The following is a 20104-nucleotide window of genomic DNA, read 5'->3' as shown; positions in this document are numbered from 1 at the left end:
TAATAGTAAACTATAAGTTTATTTAGGATCTGCTAAAAAATTAATTATTTTCAATATGTTGTGTGAATTTTAAGGTTGTGTGGATTGGTTTTTCTGAGAAATATAGAAATACTGTGCCTTAGTATCTCTATATTTCTTTCTTAAAGACTTAGAGTAAGGCAGTCTGAATCCGGACTTTCATATCCAGAGTCTGTTGCAGAATATAGTTTTTTATCCATGTGATCTGTTCACCCATCGGGTTCACCTTGATCGCAGTATCCAGAAACTTTAAATCTGGCTGACTGAAAAGTTGCTGTTCCAAAGTCTGCTCCAGCATCTGGCTATTGCTGGTTAAAGGCAATGCCACCAGATAGAATGCTTTAGGGTAATTGTAAAATGCATAGAGTAAGTTAAAGGCTTTTTGATCACCTTTAAGATTACCCGCACCGATTTCATAAGCTGCATTCTGGTTGCTATACGTCACACCCAATAAGAATTCCCAATGACCTTCTTGCAAACGCAGACCAAACTGTAATCCGATCTGGTCGGCAGTCAATTCATGTTGCAAATAGATATTTAAAGGCTTGCCGTCTTCACTGAAAGGTTCTTGTAAGACTAAAATGTGTTGCTGATGCTGATAAATGTAACCTGCAAGCTCTGCTTGTTCCAGGCGAGTTTTTAGAGTGGAGAGATCAAAAGCGCTATAAGCCATAAGCAAAATATATCAAAGGGAGAATTTAGCCTACTCTATTAATTTTTCAGCATCTTGGAAACCACTACTTTAGATTATTTATCTATACTTTTATGGGTGATTTTAAAAATTAATACAGCAAAAATAGTCAGATGTGGTGACGTTCATTATTGATTCATAAAAACTGATATTTGTTATTAGTGAATTTTTATATGAGCTTTTGATATATCAATATCATAAAACAAGCAATGGCTAAGATAAGTAAATCACTATAATGAATATAAATTTTCAAAAGTGTCATAAGTACACGTTTTTCTAAGCTGGTGTTGTCCATGTCGTTAAATGAGGAAAGACTTACTCATCTCAAACAGCTTGAAGCTGAGAGTATTCATATTATCCGTGAAGTAGCAGCTGAATTTGAAAATCCAGTCATGCTTTATTCCATTGGTAAAGATTCAGCAGTCATGCTGCATCTTGCACTGAAAGCGTTTTATCCAGCCAAACTTCCATTCCCGCTACTGCATGTAGACACGGGTTGGAAATTTAAAGACATGATTGCTTTCCGTGACAACATGGCAAAAAAACATGGTTTTGATTTGATCGTGCATCAAAACAAAGAAGGAGTCGAGGCAGGCATCAATCCTTTCGATCATGGTAGTTCAAAATATACTGACATCATGAAGACCCAAGGTTTAAAACAAGCCTTAAATAAATACAAGTTTGATGCTGCTTTTGGTGGTGCGCGCCGTGATGAAGAAAAATCTCGTGCCAAAGAGCGTGTCTATTCATTCCGTGATGATAAACATCGTTGGGATCCCAAAAACCAACGCCCTGAACTTTGGAACCTTTACAACGGTAAAGTGAATCAAGGTGAAAGTATTCGTGTATTCCCGTTATCAAACTGGACCGAGTTGGATATCTGGCAATACATCTATTTGGAAAGTATTCCACTTGTGCCACTTTACCTGGCTGCAGAACGTCCTGTGGTTGAGCGTAGCGGTACACTTATTATGGTTGATGACGAACGTATGCCTTTAAAAGAAGGTGAAGTTCCACAAATGAAATCGGTACGTTTCCGTACTTTAGGTTGTTATCCATTAACAGGTGCAGTTGAATCAACTGCAGATACCTTGCCGGAAATTATCCAAGAAATGCTCTTGGCAACCAGCTCTGAGCGTCAGGGTCGTATGATTGACCATGATGAAGCAGGCTCGATGGAGAAGAAGAAGCAGGAAGGCTACTTCTAATTTAATCTCCCCCTAAAAATCTCCCCAAACCCCTCTTTGAGAAAGAGGGGCTTAAAAGTGGAGGAAGTCTCCCTTTTATAAAGGGAGACTTAGAGGGATTCAAAACCGATTTCTAAAGAATATGTGGAGCTTTGGGCAATGTCTCATCAATCAGAACTGATTAGCCAAGATATTTTGGGCTATTTGAAACAACATGAAAATAAAGACCTGTTGCGTTTCCTGACTTGCGGTAACGTAGATGATGGTAAATCGACTCTAATTGGTCGACTGCTTTACGATTCAAAATTGATTTATGAAGATCAATTGCAAGCCGTCACCCGTGACTCGAAAAAAGTCGGTACCACAGGCGATGCACCTGACTTGGCACTTCTGGTAGATGGTCTGCAGGCAGAACGTGAGCAGGGCATTACCATTGATGTCGCCTATCGTTATTTCTCGACTGAAAAGCGTAAGTTCATCATTGCCGATACTCCGGGACATGAGCAGTACACCCGTAACATGGCAACAGGTGCATCGACCTGCGACCTTGCGATTATCTTGATTGATGCGCGTTATGGTGTGCAAACTCAAACCCGTCGTCATACCTTTATTGCAAGCTTACTTGGTATTAAAAATATTGTTGTTGCGATCAACAAGATGGACCTGGTGGACTTCTCTGAAGCCCGCTTCAATGAAATTCGGGCAGAATATGCAGCATTCGTTGCGCAGTTGGGCGATCGCAAACCATCGAACATCATCTTTACGCCAATTTCTGCATTGAATGGCGATAACGTGGTGAACAAGTCCGCCAATACGCCGTGGTACACCGGTGAAACGTTAATGGGTACGCTTGAGTCGGTAGAAATTAACCGTACTTCGGCAAAAGCAGATTTTCGTTTCCCAGTGCAATATGTCAACCGTCCAAACCTCGATTTCCGTGGTTTCTGCGGCACGATCGCACTTGGTGATATCAACGTTGGCGATACCGTAACGGCTTTACCATCAGGTAAATCATCAACAGTAAAAGAAATCGTTACTTTTGATGGCAACCTTGAACGTGCTGTTGCAGGTCAAGCTGTGACTTTAACGCTCAACGATGAAATTGATATTTCACGTGGTAACGTGTTAATTCGTGCTGATCAAGCGGTTCCAAATATTTCTCGTTCAGTTCAAGCGACTGTGGTGTGGATGGCGGATCAAGCGCTGGTGATTGGCAAGCTGTACAACATTAAGATTGGTACACAGACTGTTCCTGCAAAAGTGACAGCGATTCATTACCGTACCAACGTCAACACACTGGAGAAAGTTCAGGTCGAAAATCTTGAGCTGAATGCGATTGCCAATGTGACTGTTGAATTTGATGCGCCCGTGGTCTTTGATCGTTATCAAGACAGCCGTTATACCGGTTCATTTATCTTTATTGATCGTTTAAATAACGTGACGATTGGTGCAGGTATGGTGGAAGAATCAGTTGAATGGTCTGCACATGATGAGCCTGTGACTGCTGAAGTGCGTGCTGCGCGTTTGGGTCAAAAACCTGCTGCGCTGACTGTCTCGGCAAAAGCTTTGGAAAATGCTCAGGTACTTGAAAGTTTACTGATTCAGCAAGGCATCGTGGCAATTGCCAGAGCGGGTCTTGATGCTGCACAAGTTGCATTGCTTCGTGAAACAGGTGTGGTGGTGATTACCGATACTGCTGAAGGTACAGACACCACTTTAATTGTGGAAGCAGTCGAAGAGCTTGCTGATAAGATTGTTGAATTGGTTCGATTATAAGACTGAGTCGATTTAAAAAAGAAACCCGCTGTAAAGCGGGTTTTTTATTTGGATGCTTTTAAGTATGTAAATAATGTGCAGCCGTGTGAATGTTGAACTTTCACTTAAATTTCTTCTCGATATAATACAAATATTGAGGGGTGTTTATGAAAAAAATATTTATTTTAATCGGGTTGTGTTTGGCTTTTGGGGTGGACGCTAAACAGGCGACCAGTACAGATGCAATTAAGCAAAAAATTATCCAGCAGTCGATTGATCGTTATCCGGGGAATTGTCCATGTCCTTACAATACGGCCAGTAATGGCAGTCGCTGTGGTAAACGTAGTGCATATAATCGGGCGGGTGGGCATGCACCTTTGTGTTATCCGGAAGATGTCAGTGATCGGATGGTCAAAGAGTATAAAAGCCGTGGTTAATTACCAAGTCCGGATTTTACCGAGGGGTAAAAACGAAATTTTCTCTACAGTTTATCTTCAGATATGTATGCTTCAATTATTCAGAAAAATCAGTTAGGGATTGAGATAGAATCGTCTTTATCTCCGTTAGACTTTTTGCGCCAGCAATCCTTTTAATGATTGTGCCATTTTTAAAAATAAGCGTAGAAGGTAGACCATAAACATGATAGCGCAAGGTTAATACTGGAGATTGGTCGATATTTACTTTGCCAAATTTGATTTCGGGCTTGCTTTCAGCATATTGCGCTGCCAGTTCATTAAAGACCGGAAAATTCTGAATACAAGGCTTACACCATTCGGCATAAAAGCGAATGACTGCAAAACCTTCGAACCATTCAAAATTACTGTAATTATTCTCGTTATACTCAATGATCTCGCTCATATCCATCTCCTATCAATTTTTTGAATAGTGACTTGATTATACATAAGTCCGACTTGGCTTCATTCCTCAGCTTAACTATGTTCAAATAAAGCCAAGTATCTTGAATATTCAATAAGCAGGGAAATATATGTCACAAGCAAGCATGCAACAGGTCATTATTACAGAACCGGGCGATATCGATAAATTGGCTTATGAAACGGTTGCAATCCCCGAAGCCAAAGCAGATGAAGTTCTGGTGAAAGTCCATGCTTTCGGAATTAACCGTCCAGATATTTTGCAACGTCAAGGTTTGTATCCAATGCCAAAAGGCATAACACCAGTCCCGGGTCTTGAAGTCGCGGGTGAAGTGATTGCAGTCGGTGCTGAGGTAAGCCAGTTTAAAGTTGGTGATAAAGTCTGTGGCTTGACCAATGGTGGTGGTTATGCAGAATATTGTGTCGTACCAGAAAGCCAGACCTTGAATATTCCGGAAGGTGTAAGCTTTACACAGGCGGCAGCCATTCCTGAAACCTTTTTTACCGTGTGGGCCAATGTGTTCCAGATGGGGCAGGCCAAAGCAGGCGAAACCGTGCTGATTCATGGCGGGAGCAGCGGCATTGGCACTACTGCTTTAATGTTATGTAGAGCACTCGGAATCAAAAGCTTTGCGACTGTCGGTACGGATGACAAGGTTGCAGCTATTTCAGAGTTAACTTATGCGATTAACTATAAAACGCAAGACTTTGAGCAAGTGATTAATGAAGCAACTGACAATGGCGGGGTCGATGTCATTCTGGATATGGTGGGTGGGCCATATTTAGAGCAGAACCTGAGTTTGCTGCGTCGTGATGGACGTCTGGTGTATATCGCCTTTTTGGGCGGTCGTAAAGCCAAAGAGGTTAATTTAGGTCCTATCATGATGAAACGTCTGACCATTACGGGTTCGACCATGCGTGCACGTACTACGGCTGAAAAAGCTGAAATTGCACAAGGTCTCAAAGAACAAGTGGCACCGTTATGGGCGAAAGGTGAATGTCTGCCTATGATTTATAAAACTTTCAAGTTTGATCAAATCCAAGATGCACATGCAGCCATGGATACTGGGGAACATGTCGGTAAAGTGGTGGTTGAAGTAATTTGATCGAATGTGATCGAGTCAAAAAATACCAGTGATTTCACTGGTATTTTTTTGGTTTTAAATAAAAATTTAACAACAAAAAAATGTATAGAATTTTGAATAAAAGTTAAAAAACAACAACTATGCGACACAACCTGTCAAGAATGATAGGTAAATTGCACTGATAGATAATTCCGACTAAAAGATTCAACATTCACATGAATATGAGATGGAAAAATATATGAAAATTATTTCAGCACCTTATAGTCCTAAACATGGTTCAAAAGCGTTAGGGCGTATTCATAAAATGATTATACGCGGGACAATCACTTGGGCAAAACTACATGAATTATATGGTGCGATGCTGCATCTAGAGCGCTATGTGGAAAGATTAACCACCCAAAATAGTCATTCAGGTCAAAAGCGATCCAGAAAATCTAAATAAGCAGTGATATTTTTATAGTCAATAGATAACGAGGAATTTATATAGAGAAATGTCTTAGACTTTGTCCTAATATTACTCACTTATTGAAATTGAGTATAATTAATCAAATATTTAGCTATAAGTAAGTACATAACAGTGTATTAAGTGGGGATTTATGAAGCGCCCAGCTTCAACACATGAGCGTCTTGCAGAGCGTTTAGCCAGAATTTTGACCAAATTAAACGTCGGATATCAACTCCGGGCTACCGAATTGGCTGCAGAATTCCAGGTCAGCACCCGCACCATAGAGCGTGATTTCGATCGGCTAAGCTCTTACTTGCCTTTACTTCAGGATGAACAAAAAAGATATTATCTGGAACCCTCTTATTTGGGACGGTTTAAGCTACAAGATATTCAAAACTTTGCTCAACTTTCCGGGATCAGTGAGCTTTATCCGGCGTTGGATATGTCGTTTTTACGTGAATTGTTAGATGATCGTGCCAATCTGGTGTTTTCTGCAAAAGGCTATCATTTTGAAGACACCAAACAGTTTGCTGAGCATTTTAAAACTTTAGCCGCTGCTATTCATAAGCGTTATTATATTCATTTACGTTATCGTGAAGAATCCAGAAATATCCAGCCTTATCGTTTAATCCATCATCATGGCATTTGGTATCTGGCGGGTATAGATCAGGGAAAACTAGGCACCTACCGTCTCAGTCAGATTCAGCAAGTTGAATTGTTGCTTGATCTGAAGCCCTTTGAACATGAGGCTGAAATATTAAAAATTCTGGAGGATGAAGAAGGGATCTGGTTTGGGCAGCAGAAACAACAAGTCTGGGTAAAAATTCAGCCAGAAGTCGCCATGTTTTTTAAAGAGCGTCGTTTATTTCCGGAACAACAGATTGAGCAAGAGTCAGCATCGGGAGAGTTGTTAATCAGTTGTCAGATTCGCCATGAAATGCAGCTTTTACCTTTGGTGCGTTACTGGATGCCCCACATCAAGATTACTGAGCCTGTACATTTTCAGCAGAAACTGGAGCAAGATTTAGAACGTTATTTACGTTCTGCGGGATAAAATCGCACGTCTGTATAAGATGGCTTGATTGATAGTTTGACTTATTTTCTAAATTTCAGACATAAAAAAACCAGCTTAATGCTGGAGATTTTATTGCACCATTTTAACAAGGATTAAAATGGTGCCCGAGGCCAGACTCGAACTGGCACGCTTTGTGGGCGGGGGATTTTAAATCCCCTGTGTCTACCGATTTCACCACTCGGGCTTTAACAAGATGGAGGCGGAGGTCGGAATCGAACCGGCGTCCACGGAGTTGCAGTCCGCTGCATGACCACTCTGCCACCCCGCCGCGTCTTGTTGATGCGTATATTAGCAAGCTCAGAAAAAAAAACAATAGCATATTCATTTGTATGCGCATAAAAACATCATCTGGCGGAAAATATTTAAATTATTCATGTAGAATGTGCAAAATTGATTCATATCAACACTTGGGAGAAGTGCCGTGGCATTAGTTCTAGACGGTCGTGCATTGGCGAAGCAAATTGAAGCTGACTTGTTTACTCGCGTAGAAGCGCTGAAAGCAAAATCAGGTCGTACTCCAATTCTTGCGACGATTTTGGTAGGTGACGATGGTGCATCTGCAACTTATGTTCGCATGAAAGGCAATGCCTGCCGCCGTGTTGGTATGGATTCACTCAAAGTGGAACTTCCTAAAGAAACCACAACTGAAGAATTATTGGCTGAAATTGAAAAATTAAATGCCAATCCTGATGTGCACGGTATTCTGCTTCAGCACCCGGTTCCTGCGCAAATTGATGAGCGTGCCTGTTTCGATGCAATCTCGCTTGAAAAAGACGTAGATGGTGTCACTTGCCTGGGCTATGGTCGTATGGCAATGGGTGAGGCAGCCTATGGTTCAGCGACGCCTGCCGGGATCATGACGATTCTGAAAGAGAACAACATTGAAATCGCGGGTAAACATGCGGTAGTTGTAGGTCGTTCTGCAATTTTGGGTAAACCAATGGCTGCGATGCTGCTAGAAGCGAATGCAACCGTAACCATTTGCCATTCACGTACTCAAGATCTTGCAAGCTTTGTTAAGCAAGCAGATATCATTGTCGGTGCGGTAGGTAAAGCAGAATTAATTCAAAAAGACTGGATCAAACAAGGTGCAGTGGTTGTTGATGCTGGTTTCCATCCACGTGATGGCGGTGGGGTAGGTGATATCCAACTTGTTGGCATTGAAGAAATTGCTTCTGCTTACACACCAGTTCCGGGTGGTGTGGGCCCGATGACCATCACCACTTTGATTCGTCAAACGGTAGAAGCTGCTGAAAAAGCGCTTGGTTAATTAAATCCTCCCTGACCCTCCTTTTTCAAAGAAGGGAAGCTAATCATCAATTTTTAGATGGAAGTTCCCCTCTTTCCTAAAGAGGGGTTAGGGGAGATTTTTTGAATATATAGATATAAATTAAAAGAAAACCCAATGAGCTGTACCTTTCAATTGCCTAAAGCCCCTCAGCATCTGCTAAAAGCCTTACATGATGTGATTCCACATTGTGAATTACAGGCGCAGCAGCTTCCCGATACGCCTATTTCTTTATGGCTCATTCCACCGGTATTTCCAACAGATAAACTCGATGATGAAGTGATTCGTCGTATCTGGAATGATACGCCGTATTGGATCTTTTGTTGGGCGTCTGGCTTGTCTATGGCTCAATGGCTATTGGCTGAACCACAGCATGTCAAAGACAAGGTGGTACTGGATTTTGGTGCGGGTTCGGGTGTAGTGGCGATCGCAGCGAAAATGGCAGGCGCAAAACGGGTGATTTGCTGTGATATCGACCAGATCAGTCTGGATGCATGTCGTGCCAATGCAGAGCTGAATAGTGTCGAGCTTGAATATCTGGATGATCTGTATAAGGCAGAGCAGCTAGATATTCTGTTAGCCGCAGATGTGCTCTATGATCAATGCAACCGTTTTTTCTTGGATGAATTTTTAAAATTCGCACCTGAAGTATGGGTAGCAGACAGTCGAGTCAAAAATTTTAGTCATCCAAAGTATATAAAGCTGGATGAACGTAGCGCGACGACCTGGCCAGACCTGGATGAATCACCAGAATTTCGTAATGTCAGTTTTTATAAAACACGTTGAATTTGAAAAATAAAAAGGGCAATAAGCCCTTTTTATTGTGTTGCTTTGAATATATCGGATATTAAGAACAAGTATAACGAATGACACGCATCGTGGTTGGGCGGGCGTCTAAGGCTTCGCGTGCACCGAGATTCTCGCTATTATATAGATCTGGGGTGTTGCTTAAGCTGATTTGCGTGCGGCTATTACCTAATTGGCGGCCATATTGTTCCTGCTCCGCAAGTGGATTAGAAATTTCATTGGTGCTTAAAATCTGGATATTATAGGTTTTTGAACCGCCCAAAGTCTGTTGACAGGCTGCCTGCAATTTTCTTTCATCCTGATTGGGCCGTCCTGAGAGCGTATAGCTCAAGGTTGCTGTATTGCCTGAACGTTCCAGAATTTCATAGCCACTTTTTCCGTTGAACTGATGTGGTGCAGTCTGACACGCACTCAACATGAAGCTGCTTGCAGCCAGAGCTAAAATGACTGTTGTTCTTTTCATATTTATATTTCCTAAAGTCTTGCGCTAATTATGCCATAGTTTGCTTCAACTGCTGCTCTGGTCAATTGTGATCAATTGTTTATCCATTTAATAAAAAAGGCCGCTTACGCGACCTTTTTTAATCAAACTTTTAGATCAATCAGCAATTAAGCAGATTTAACCGCAGCAATTAATTCTGCTTGACGTTGTTTTAACGCCTCTGGCAAACGACCACCAAGTTTGTCGAACAATTCAGTGTGGCTTTCAAGTTCTTTGATCCATTGATCTTTATCTTGAGCAGTCACAAGGTCAAATTGTTCTTTAGTAAAGTCAGAACCAGTCCAGTTCAACTGTTCGTAAGTTGGAACGCGGCCAATTGGTGTGTCAACAGCAGTTGCACGACCTTCACAGCGGTCAATGATCCACTCAAGAACACGCATGTTTTGACCGAAACCAGGCCATACGAAGTTGCCTTCAGCGTCACGACGGAACCAGTTCACGTTATAGATGCCAGGAAGTTTGTTGCCAGCAGCTTCAGCTTTCTCAGCAACTTGCTCGCCCATTTCTAACCAGTGCGTGAAGTAATCCGCCATGTTGTAGCCAGCGAAAGGAAGCATCGCGAACGGGTCACGACGAACAATACCTTGTTGACCAACAGCAGCAGCAGTGGTTTCAGAGCCCATGGTTGCAGCTTTGTAAACACCATCAACCCAGTCAAATGCTTCTGAAATTAGAGGCACTGTGTCCGCGCGGCGACCACCGAAGATGAACGCAGAAATTGGAACACCTGCTGGATTTTCCCAGTCAGCGTCAATCGAAGGGCATTGACCAGCAGCAACAGTGAAGCGAGCATTTGGATGCGCAGCTTTTTCTTCGCCAGTGTGAGGTTGACCTTTCCAGTTGGTCAGGTTAGCAGGTACTTCTTTAGAAAGACCTTCCCACCATACTTCGCCGTTGTCAGTTACAGCAACGTTGGTATAGATCACATCTTTAGTTAATGTTGCCATACAGTTCGGGTTGGTCTTGGTATTTGTACCCGGCGCTACACCGAAGAAACCAGCTTCAGGGTTGATGGCATATAAGCGACCATCTTCACCTGGTTTGATCCAAGCAATATCGTCACCTACAGTTTCAATTTTCCAGCCTTCGTAGCCCGCTGGTGGAATCAACATCGCGAAGTTGGTTTTACCACATGCAGATGGGAATGCCGCTGCGATATAGTGTTTTTCGCCTTGTGGATTGGTCACGCCAAGGATCAGCATGTGTTCAGCTAACCAGCCTTGTTGACGACCCATAAATGATGCAATACGTAAAGCCAGGCATTTTTTACCAAGCAATGCGTTACCGCCGTAACCAGAACCGTAAGACCAGATCTCACGCGTTTCTGGATAATGCACGATGTATTTTTCAGGGTTGCAAGGCCATGCAACGTCTTTTTCGCCTTGTTCTAGCGGAGCGCCCACAGTATGTACGCATGGAACGTATTCGCCATCAGTACCTAGAACGTCATAAACAGCTTTACCCATGCGAGCCATTTTAGACATGCTTACAGCAACGTAAGGAGAATCTGTTAATTCGATACCGATGTGTGCAATATGAGAACCTAAAGGACCCATAGAGAAAGGCACAACGTACAAAGTACGACCTTTCATAGAACCATCAAACAAACCGTTGAGGCGAGCACGCATTTCAGCAGGTGCTTCCCAGTTGTTGGTTGCGCCAGCGTCTTCTTTGTTTTCAGAGCAAATGTAAGTACGACCTTCAACACGAGCAACGTCAGAAGGATCAGAATTCGCAAGATAAGAACCAGGATGAGTTTCTTGATTCAGTGCTTGCATTGTGCCGTTAGCGATCATCAAGTCGATATAACGTTGATATTCTTCTGCGCTACCGTCACACCATTCAATTTTTGCTGGTTTTGTTAATTTAGCAATCTCTTCCACCCAAGCAATAAGCTTAGGGTGACGAACGAATTCTGGTGCGTTCACTTGGGTCATGGTGAGGCCTATCTCAAATGTGTACAAAAAGGATGTACAAAGTACAATCCGAGCAATAAAAATGTTGCCCGGATGATATATGAAAAAAAGTGGCTGTATTAAAGCATAAAATGATAAAAAAAATAAGACCAAAGAAGCACTAGATTTCTTTTGGCATATAATGCTATTTTATTTGTAAATATAATGAAAACAATAAGATAAAACTAAATATTTGAATTGTCTTGGTTATTTATTTTAATTATGAATAGTATTTATTTTAAAAATTATTAATAAAATCAATTTATTAATTTTATAGCACGTCTCATATTCGTTATTGATTAAATAAATGGTTGCCATTTGAATTTTACATAAAGCTACTGTTAATTGTCTATGAATTGGACAAAATGCCAATAGGCTTCATAAAGTTGTGCGAAAAATGTCTAATCAATCTAAACCCTTATCGCTTATTTATAATCATAATGCTGGTTTTCGCATACAAGGGCCAGAAGGGATCTATGAACAACTGACTGAAATATTTTTAGCGCAAGGTTATCAGACTAAAGCCTATGAAATCAATGATTCACAGCAATTTGATCATGTTATGGCGGAGGTGTTGACACGACATTTAGCGTCGGATGAAGCAGGCATCGTGGTGGCAGCAGGTGGGGATGGTACTTTAAATACAGTCGCCAAGCATTTATTAAATACGCAAATTTCTGTCGGAATTTTACCCTTGGGTACTTTTAATTATGTAGCCAAATTATTAGATATTCCCCTGGATTTAATTGAAGCCGCTAAAGTGATTGCCACGGGACAATCTAAACGTATCAATGTAGCCCAAATTAATCAGGATATTTATCTGAATAATGCCAGTTTGGGCCTGTATCCCTTATTTATCAAAAAACGTGAAGATTATAACCGGCGGTTTGGTCGATTGCCGTTACATGCCTATACTTCCGCACTGGATGTGCTGATTCGCGACCGTAAGGAACTGAAACTGGAAATCTGGGTAGATCACAAGAAATATCCGGTAAAAACACCGCTGATCTTTTTTGGCAACAATCCCTTGCAACTGGCAGATATGAAAATGCAGATTGCCAAAGCAGCAGAGCAGGGTAAAGTCGCAGGAGTAGTGGTTTCTAAAAGTGATAAGCTAACTTTATTTAAGCTTGTGTATCAGTTGGTTCGTGGCAAGATTGATCAGGCTTCGGATGTTTACAGTTTTGCAGCCGATCAAGTCCGTATCGAATCTAGATCCAAGAAATTGATGGTGGCGATTGATGGCGAAATCGTAGAAATGGCGCCGCCCCTCAATATTTCTGTTTTAAAAAACAGCCTGAGTGTAAGGGTGCCGCATGATCCTGCATCTGTCTGATCTGCATTTTGGGACAGAAAAACCCGAGTGTTTAGAGGCAATTCGACAGTTCTGTCAGACTCATCCTCTGGAAGCGGTCGTCGTCAGTGGTGATCTGACCCAACGCGCACGTTTAAGTCAGTTTTTGGCCTGTAAGCGGTTTTTAGATCAGCTTGAGACACCTTATCTGGTAATTCCGGGTAATCATGATATTCCGCTCTATCATTTGTGGAATCGGCTGTTCAATCCATTTACCCGTTATCAGCTTTTTTTTGGTGAACTTGAACCCACACTTGAAACAGACAACTTTTATCTGGTGGGGGTGAACTCAATCCGGCGCCGCTATCACACCAAAGGGCATTTATCGCTTGAGCAGATTCAGCGTATTGATCGGAAATTAGGCCAAGCGCCTTCTTCCAAATTAAAAATTATTGTCAGCCATCAACCGTTCTATGTGCCTTTTCAAAATAAGCGCGGTTTTAAGGATAGTCCATTGATGGCCAAAATTGCTTTAGAGGCTTGGGCAGCACATGGCCTGTTTGCAGTCTTGCATGGACATCTGCATCAACCTGCGGTTTATGATTTGAACCTGATCTTTGAGTTGGGGGCAGATCATCCTGTTTATGATGTACATGCAGGTACTTCAGCCTCGCATCGGCTACATAAAAAAGAGCCAAATAGTTTTAATCTGATTGATGCATCAGGAAAAATTTCCCAGTATTTATTCGATGATGTGACCCAGTCCTTTCTGTTAAAGCCTGATATGTTGAATAAATAGACGAAAAATCAGTATTCGTTAAAAAAAAGCAATTTTTTTTCATTTTTGCCCTTGAAGCGTTTTATTCCATCTCCATAAAAGTGACATCAAAAATTTTTGATGATGACCCATGGAATAATTAAGTCGTCATCAGTGACCTAAAAAAGACTTAGTCTGATGGAGTTAAATATGAGCAACATTCGTCCATTACATGACCGCGTTGTTATTCGTCGTGTTGAAGAAGAAACTAAAACAGCTGGCGGTATTTTACTTCCTGGTTCTGCTGCAGAAAAACCAGCTCAAGGTGAAATCATTGCTGTAGGTAATGGTCAAATCACTGACAATGGTGTACGTGCGCTAGATGTAAAAGTTGGCGATAAAGTATTGTTCGGTACGTATGCGGGTACAACTGTGAAAGTTGACGGCGAAGAACTTCTTATTATGAAAGAATCTGACATTTTAGCGGTATTTGCTTAATTTCCGTTTAAAGTCGTCTTATGTTCATCAGAATTTAAAAGATATTAAAAGTATTTGGAGTCAAAAATGTCAGCTAAAGACGTAAAATTTGGTGATTCAGCGCGCAGCAAAATGATTGCTGGTGTGAATATCCTTGCAGATGCAGTGAAAGTAACACTAGGTCCTAAAGGCCGTAACGTTGTGATCGACCGTTCTTTCGGTGCGCCACACATCACCAAAGATGGTGTAACGGTTGCCAAAGAAATCACCCTAAAAGATAAATTCGAAAATATGGGTGCTCAGCTGGTTCGAGAAGTTTCTTCAAAAACCAATGACATCGCAGGTGATGGTACAACCACTGCAACTGTATTGGCTCAAGCAATTTTGAACGAAGGCATCAAGTCCGTTACAGCGGGTATGAACCCAATGGACTTGAAACGCGGTATCGATATCGCTGTTAAATCTTTGGTTGCTGAAATTAAAGCAACTGCTCAACCTGCGTCTGATTCTAAAGCGATTGAACAAGTCGGTTCGATCTCTGCAAACTCTGACACCACTGTAGGTAAACTGATTGCGCAAGCAATGGAAAAAGTGGGCAAAGAAGGCGTCATCACTGTAGAAGAAGGTTCAGGCTTTGAAGATTCTCTAGATGTGGTAGAGGGTATGCAGTTTGACCGCGGTTACATCTCGCCATACTTCGCAAACAAGCAAGACACGCTAACTGCGGAGCTTGAAAATCCGTTCATTCTTCTGGTTGACAAAAAAATCAGCAACATTCGTGAGTTGATCACAGTGCTTGAAGCTGTTGCGAAAACTGGTAAACCGCTTTTGATCATTGCTGAAGATGTTGAAGGCGAAGCGTTGGCAACTTTGGTTGTCAACAACATGCGCGGCATCATCAAAGTATGTGCAGTTAAAGCACCTGGTTTTGGTGATCGTCGTAAAGCGATGCTGCAAGACATTGCGATCTTGACTGGCGGTACGGTGATTTCTGAAGAAATTGGCATGCAGCTAGATCAAACTGCACTTGAACATTTAGGTACTGCACATAAAGTGACTGTATCTAAAGAAAACACAGTGATTGTGGATGGTGCGGGTAATGCAGGTCAAATCTCTGAACGTGTTCAGCAAATCCGTGCGCAAATTGAAGAATCGACGTCTGAATATGACAAAGAAAAACTTCAAGAACGTGTTGCTAAATTGGCAGGCGGTGTTGCAGTGATCAAAATCGGTGCTGCGACTGAAGTTGAAATGAAAGAGAAGAAAGACCGTGTAGACGATGCCCTTCATGCAACGCGTGCTGCGGTTGAAGAAGGTGTGGTTGCAGGTGGTGGTGTTGCACTGGTACGTGCAGCGAAAGTATTGGATAACGTAACTGGCGCGAATGATGACCAAAACGTAGGTATCAACATTCTACGTCGTGCGATTGAAGCGCCGCTTCGTCAAATCGTATCGAATGCGGGTGATGAGCCTTCAGTGGTGATCAATGCTGTGAAAAATGGCGAAGGCAACTTCGGTTATAACGCGGCAACAGGTGTTTATGGCGATATGCTCGAAATGGGTATTCTTGACCCAGCAAAAGTAACGCGTTCTGCACTTGAGCATGCTGCTTCTGTTGCTGCATTAATGTTGACAACTGAATGTATGATTACGGATATTCCAGAAGACAAGCCTGCAATGCCTGATATGGGCGGCATGGGTGGTATGGGCGGCATGATGTAATTCATGTTGATCATCCGATCTTAAAAAAATCCCCGCAATAGCGGGGATTTTTTTATTCTTTACAAAATTATGATGAAGACTTTTTAACTAATTTATAATTTAAATTACTCTCAATTTTTTTACCTGATTCAACATCACGTGCTTCGATAAAATTTTCGCCAACAAAGAATTTACGGTTTTCAGCTTTGTTATCTAATGTGATGAGTGACGGATCCTGAGGATCAAAACTAAAACTGCCTTTGAGTTCAAATTCATTATTATTAGCTTTCCCTAAATATTCTTCACTCAGTTCATAAGTCTTATCTGAATTAAGCTGTAACTCGACTTTAATGCCTTCACAGTCGGCACAAGGAAATACACCTTCATATTCACCTGCCCAATCTAATGAGGTCTCTGCGCTATCAGCCCGAGTCAGATTGGTACCGGGGTTATTTTGCTCCGTCATCGCTGGGCTGGATGGTGCATTATGATTCATTGGCTCATTGTCATTCTGTTTTGAACATGCTGTCAACGTTGATGAAATAGCGACTGCCATCGCAGCGGTGAATATAAATTTCTTCATTGTTTTGATCCTATGGATTTATTTGTTAGCTAATTACATTAAAAGCAGTCTGTATAGATAAATAGAGCAATCTTGTTAAAGTTTGATTCATTAGGTGAATCAGATCAAAGTTATTCATCAATCAATAGACTTTAGGGATTTTCATAAAATATTAAAGGCATTTTATGTCGTTTCACCAAGGGCTGCTTGGCGCTATGATTAAGAAAGAACTATGAAAAATGAGGCAGCAATGAAATTAGAACAAGAAAATAATCTTATTGCAAAAATTTATGATGCTGCATTATTGCCAGCTTTGTGGCTGGAGGTGATCGAAGATATCGTGAGCTACACTAAAAGTAAGAGTGCAATCTTTACCGGTCTGGATCAGCTTAATCCAGGCTATGATTTTGTTCACACGTATAATATCCCGAATGAAAGTTTGGCTGCCTATCAGGATGAGCGTATCAGAGTGATTGATATGAAGCTCCATATGCCCTTATGGAATGATATTGAGATGGGGGATGCGCTAAATCAGAATTGTCAGCATTATGCAGAGCGGCCCGGTACGGATCATTATGTATTTTATGAAAAATGTTTAAAGCCAACAGGTGTCTGCTATCTGGCAGGCGTGTTGCTCGATCGAGGTCATTATCGCTGGGCCGTACTCGGTATCCATCGTGCGCCTGAGGTGCAGCCTTTTGAACAGGCAGAGCTGGATTTTCTCCGACGAATCAGTATTCATTTACGCCGGGCTTTGCAAATTCACCGGCAAATCAACTTGATTCAACAAGATAATTTAAGCTTGTATACCGTATTGGATAGTTTAAAAACCGGGATTGTACTGCTCGATCAAAACCTGTGTTTAAGTTATTCCAATCCTGTTGCGCAAAAGATGCTTGATCAGAGTTCATGTCTGGATCTCGATATACATAACCGTCTAAAAACCAATTATGCTCAGCAGGTACGTTTTGATCAGCTTCTGGAAAGTGCTTTGCTGGAAGATACGACCATTCAGACTGAAGTAGGTGGAGTCTTGGCGTTGAGTGATGGGGCAGGCTCACAATTCATACTGACGGTGGTGCCATTTAAAAAATTAAGAAATATGCAACATTTACAGTCTGCTCAGCATCAGATTGCCTTATTTATGACAGATAAAAACCAGCATTATTCCCTGTCAAGAGCTTACCTACAACAGTGTTACCAGCTTTCCAAACGAGAGTTTGATTTATGCGAGTTGTTAATTAATGGTTATAAAATAGAAGATATTGCAGAACAGTGTGGCATTACGTTGAGTTCGGTACGGACGTATTTTAAAAATATTTATGAAAAAACCCAATGTTGTTCGCAAATCGAACTGATGCATTTATTGATGGGCTGTACCATTCATTTTGAGCATATTAAATAAAATGCCCCAATCTTATGATTGGAGCATTTTAATTTGGTTTAGTTTAGTCGAGAGAGTGTAAAAGTACCTTCGCCACTTACAGTAAATGTTAGTGTATTGGTACCAATAGTGCCTGATAAACCTAAATGTGCATTGGTATCAGAGAGGCCTGCACAACCATTTGTATCGATAGCGATAGCATTAACAAATAATTTACCATTTTGAAGCTGGTAGGTACCATATTCGATACCTGGTCCACCACAAGGTGTTTCCCCAGCTTCAACTTGATCATCTCCTACAGCATCAATTAGGGTATAGGTATTATCCGTTTTGAAAACAAATAATTGTTTACCTGAGCTTGAACTCCACGCACCTATAATTCCTGAGTTATGACGAGGAAATTTAGTAAAAGTTGCACTTTCATTTGGATTTTGGGCTTCTGAAATTTTTAATTCAGTGCCATTCAATGATATTTTCATATCACGTGTAGAACCAGAATCCGTTAAACCCCAATCTTCATTCGTATCGATTGACGCTTGAGCTCGTAAAGTTCCCGACTTGGCATCAATAGATAATTCACCGTATTCCATGCCATTGGCGCTATCTGATGGTGCACTGAAAATCGGTTCACCAAGCATATATTTTCCGTCTTTGGTGATTTGCAGTACAACTTCTGACTCTTCATTCTTCGCATACCAAACACCTGCGATATCTTTTAAGAATGTTTGGTTGACGTCTTCTACCTCTGTGTCTTTTCCATTTAGTCTAGAGAGGGTAAATGAGCCTTCATCGCTTACCGTGAACGTTAGTGAGTTAGTTGCAATTGTGACTGGTAAGCCTAAGTGTGCATCATTATCGGATAGACCGGCACAACCGTTTGTATCGATGATAGGGGGAGTATTCACCAATAATTTACCATTTTGGAGCTGATAATTACCATATTCGATTCCTGGTCCACCACAAGGTGTTTCCCCAACTTCGACCTGATCATCGCCTACAGCATCGACCATGATATATGTATTATCTGTATTGAAAACAAATAATTGCTTACCTGAGCTTGAACTCCATGCACCTACAATTCCAGAATTATGGTGAGGAACTTTGGTAAAAGTTGCACTTTCATTCAGGTTTTGGGCTTCTGAAATTTTTAGCTGCGTACCGTCGAATGATATTTTCATATCACGTGTAGAACCAGAATCAGTTAAACCCCAATCTTCATTCGTGTCTATTGAGGATTGAGCCCGTAAGTCTCCAGACAATGCATCAATAGATAACTCACCAGACTCCATGCCATTGGCACTATTTGAAGGTGCGCTGACAATCGGTTCACCAAGCATGTATTTACCATCTTTGGTGATTTGAAGTACGATTACTGAATCATCGTTCTTTGCATACCAGACACCGGCAAGATCTTTGAGCAGTGCTTGGTTAAAGTTATCTTTTGCTGTTTCCGCTGTAACGACCGATTTAGTTTCAAAACCGACTATGCTTGCAAGGACAGGTTGAAAGCTTTCAATAAACTCTGTTGTCGGTTTGGAAAAATCAATAGAATTGGCAGTGAGTTGAGGCATTGAATCTGGAATTTGGATTCCATCGTCATGCACACCATTAGAATCTAAAGATTGTAAGAAAATGAGCATATTAGTACGTGTCGTTTCGTCCTCAGCTAACTCGACTGGAGTAATACGTTCAGATCCAGTGACAGTTCCAAGGTCGATATTACCGATAGAGAAGGTAATTTCATCACCTTCTTGATATTCAAATTCTCCCTGTGCGTTTGTCGTTTTAGATATACCATTAATGGTATAAGTTGCACCTTCAACAGGGCCATCGGTTAGGACACCTATTTGAGTTGTTGTGGATGGGGGAATGTTAGACGAATCATTATCCGAACCGCCGCAGGCACTAAGTAACCCCGCTAAAGCAATACAAAGTAAAGTTTTTTTCATTAGAATCTTCCTGAAATTTATAATGTGGATTCAGTATAAAAAGACCCTCATATTTGCCATATCCCAAAATTAGGAGGTTAAGAGCTTTTTAATGTATGAATCCTTTATATTGGAAAGAAATTCCTATTTATATGGGGAAGCAATCTGAACTATCCGTAAATTGATGTATGAGATAAGTTGAAGGTGGAAAAAATAATCAACTATTCATTTAAAAATTCTAATTATACAAATATAGATTAATTGTTTATTTATTGATCATAGAGCACTATCTATATTTGCCGAGGTTGCTAAAATTCGCGC

The 20104-nt window shown here is 41.3% G+C and carries 19 protein-coding genes and 2 tRNA genes; 13 read left to right on the top strand and 8 right to left on the bottom strand.

The window, feature by feature from the left end; genetic code table 11:
- Positions 1 to 148 precede the first annotated feature (148 nt).
- Positions 149 to 691 carry a hypothetical protein gene (locus tag LOZ91_RS01430; protein ID WP_100357254.1) on the bottom strand — a complete coding sequence of 181 codons (543 nt, stop codon included), beginning with the start codon at positions 689 to 691 and terminating at the stop codon, positions 149 to 151.
- Positions 692 to 1002: 311 nt separating this feature from the next.
- Here LOZ91_RS01430 and cysD point away from each other — a divergent pair, with 311 nt between their 5' ends.
- The 3 genes from cysD to LOZ91_RS01415 all read left to right on the top strand — a co-directional run bounded on the left by cysD (position 1003) and on the right by LOZ91_RS01415 (position 4088).
- Complete coding sequence (cysD, locus tag LOZ91_RS01425) at positions 1003 to 1917, top strand: sulfate adenylyltransferase subunit CysD (RefSeq protein WP_005096294.1); 915 nt, start codon at positions 1003 to 1005, stop codon at positions 1915 to 1917.
- Positions 1918 to 2055: 138 nt separating this feature from the next.
- The gene (cysN, locus tag LOZ91_RS01420) at positions 2056 to 3672 is read left to right on the top strand and encodes a sulfate adenylyltransferase subunit CysN (protein ID WP_244782541.1); all 1617 of its coding nucleotides are present in this window, start codon (positions 2056 to 2058) and stop codon (positions 3670 to 3672) included.
- 146 nt (positions 3673 to 3818) lie between these two features.
- Positions 3819 to 4088, top strand: coding sequence for a hypothetical protein (locus tag LOZ91_RS01415; protein ID WP_005171942.1), 270 nt, complete (start codon positions 3819 to 3821; stop codon positions 4086 to 4088).
- A 76-nt stretch (positions 4089 to 4164) separates the two neighbouring features.
- Here LOZ91_RS01415 and LOZ91_RS01410 read toward each other — a convergent pair whose 3' ends face one another.
- Positions 4165 to 4509, bottom strand: a complete 345-nt coding sequence (locus LOZ91_RS01410) for a thioredoxin family protein (RefSeq protein WP_005171940.1) — start codon at positions 4507 to 4509, stop codon at positions 4165 to 4167.
- Positions 4510 to 4636: 127 nt separating this feature from the next.
- Between LOZ91_RS01410 and LOZ91_RS01405 the strand changes: the two genes are divergently transcribed.
- The 3 genes from LOZ91_RS01405 (at position 4637) to LOZ91_RS01395 (ending at position 7107) form a co-directional block, all read left to right on the top strand.
- Positions 4637 to 5629: an NAD(P)H-quinone oxidoreductase gene (locus LOZ91_RS01405; RefSeq protein ID WP_244782540.1), complete on the top strand. Its 993-nt coding sequence runs from the start codon at positions 4637 to 4639 to the stop codon at positions 5627 to 5629.
- Between the two features lie 217 nt (positions 5630 to 5846).
- On the top strand, positions 5847 to 6050 hold the full coding sequence (locus LOZ91_RS01400) for a hypothetical protein (protein ID WP_005096298.1): 204 nt from the start codon (positions 5847 to 5849) through the stop codon (positions 6048 to 6050).
- A 154-nt stretch (positions 6051 to 6204) separates the two neighbouring features.
- Positions 6205 to 7107: a WYL domain-containing protein gene (locus LOZ91_RS01395; RefSeq protein WP_244782539.1), complete on the top strand. Its 903-nt coding sequence runs from the start codon at positions 6205 to 6207 to the stop codon at positions 7105 to 7107.
- Between the two features lie 119 nt (positions 7108 to 7226).
- Here the strand turns inward: LOZ91_RS01395 and LOZ91_RS01390 are convergent.
- Positions 7227 to 7312 (bottom strand) — tRNA-Leu (locus LOZ91_RS01390).
- Positions 7313 to 7322: 10 nt separating this feature from the next.
- Positions 7323 to 7396, bottom strand: a tRNA-Cys gene (locus tag LOZ91_RS01385).
- Positions 7397 to 7549: 153 nt separating this feature from the next.
- Between LOZ91_RS01385 and folD the strand changes: the two genes are divergently transcribed.
- Together folD and LOZ91_RS01375 are read left to right on the top strand one after the other, a co-directional pair.
- Positions 7550 to 8398, top strand: a complete 849-nt coding sequence (gene folD, locus LOZ91_RS01380; protein ID WP_004646309.1) for a bifunctional methylenetetrahydrofolate dehydrogenase/methenyltetrahydrofolate cyclohydrolase FolD — start codon at positions 7550 to 7552, stop codon at positions 8396 to 8398.
- Between the two features lie 135 nt (positions 8399 to 8533).
- Entirely contained in the window at positions 8534 to 9202 is a 669-nt protein-coding gene (locus LOZ91_RS01375; protein WP_180075192.1) for a 50S ribosomal protein L11 methyltransferase, read from the top strand.
- Between the two features lie 61 nt (positions 9203 to 9263).
- Here the strand turns inward: LOZ91_RS01375 and LOZ91_RS01370 are convergent, their stop codons facing one another.
- The gene (locus LOZ91_RS01370; RefSeq protein ID WP_159138049.1) at positions 9264 to 9686 is read right to left on the bottom strand and encodes a hypothetical protein; all 423 of its coding nucleotides are present in this window, start codon (positions 9684 to 9686) and stop codon (positions 9264 to 9266) included.
- A gap of 146 nt (positions 9687 to 9832) precedes the next feature.
- Positions 9833 to 11662 carry a phosphoenolpyruvate carboxykinase (GTP) gene (locus tag LOZ91_RS01365; protein WP_005096308.1) on the bottom strand — a complete coding sequence of 610 codons (1830 nt, stop codon included), beginning with the start codon at positions 11660 to 11662 and terminating at the stop codon, positions 9833 to 9835.
- Positions 11663 to 12077: 415 nt separating this feature from the next.
- Between LOZ91_RS01365 and LOZ91_RS01360 the strand changes: the two genes are divergently transcribed.
- The 4 genes from LOZ91_RS01360 to groL all read left to right on the top strand — a co-directional run bounded on the left by LOZ91_RS01360 (position 12078) and on the right by groL (position 15930).
- On the top strand, positions 12078 to 13016 hold the full coding sequence (locus LOZ91_RS01360) for a diacylglycerol kinase family protein (protein WP_244782538.1): 939 nt from the start codon (positions 12078 to 12080) through the stop codon (positions 13014 to 13016).
- A complete protein-coding gene (locus tag LOZ91_RS01355; RefSeq protein ID WP_005096310.1) occupies positions 12997 to 13773 on the top strand; it encodes a metallophosphoesterase in 777 nt (258 codons plus the stop codon). Before LOZ91_RS01360 ends, LOZ91_RS01355 begins: the two co-directional genes overlap by 20 nt.
- A gap of 168 nt (positions 13774 to 13941) precedes the next feature.
- Positions 13942 to 14229: a co-chaperone GroES gene (locus LOZ91_RS01350; protein ID WP_005096311.1), complete on the top strand. Its 288-nt coding sequence runs from the start codon at positions 13942 to 13944 to the stop codon at positions 14227 to 14229.
- A gap of 66 nt (positions 14230 to 14295) precedes the next feature.
- A complete protein-coding gene (groL, locus tag LOZ91_RS01345) occupies positions 14296 to 15930 on the top strand; it encodes a chaperonin GroEL (protein WP_005096312.1) in 1635 nt (544 codons plus the stop codon).
- Between the two features lie 67 nt (positions 15931 to 15997).
- Here groL and LOZ91_RS01340 read toward each other — a convergent pair whose 3' ends face one another.
- Complete coding sequence (locus LOZ91_RS01340; RefSeq protein WP_005096313.1) at positions 15998 to 16492, bottom strand: copper resistance protein NlpE; 495 nt, start codon at positions 16490 to 16492, stop codon at positions 15998 to 16000.
- Between the two features lie 229 nt (positions 16493 to 16721).
- On the opposite strand from LOZ91_RS01340, the gene LOZ91_RS01335 reads away from it, so the two are divergent.
- Positions 16722 to 17876 (top strand): helix-turn-helix transcriptional regulator, encoded by a 1155-nt coding sequence (locus tag LOZ91_RS01335; protein WP_244782537.1) that lies wholly within the window; start codon positions 16722 to 16724, stop codon positions 17874 to 17876.
- A 38-nt stretch (positions 17877 to 17914) separates the two neighbouring features.
- Here the strand turns inward: LOZ91_RS01335 and LOZ91_RS01330 are convergent, their stop codons facing one another.
- A complete protein-coding gene (locus LOZ91_RS01330; protein ID WP_244782536.1) occupies positions 17915 to 19804 on the bottom strand; it encodes a hypothetical protein in 1890 nt (629 codons plus the stop codon).
- Between the last annotated feature and the right edge of the window lie 300 nt (positions 19805 to 20104).

Origin of the sequence: Acinetobacter sp. F-1 (genome assembly GCF_022869025.1) — a bacterium.
GTDB classification, from domain to species: Bacteria; Pseudomonadota; Gammaproteobacteria; order Pseudomonadales; family Moraxellaceae; genus Acinetobacter; species Acinetobacter pseudolwoffii.
The sequence above is the reverse complement of the archived record's forward strand: the minus strand, read 5'-3'. Positions and strand labels throughout refer to the sequence as shown.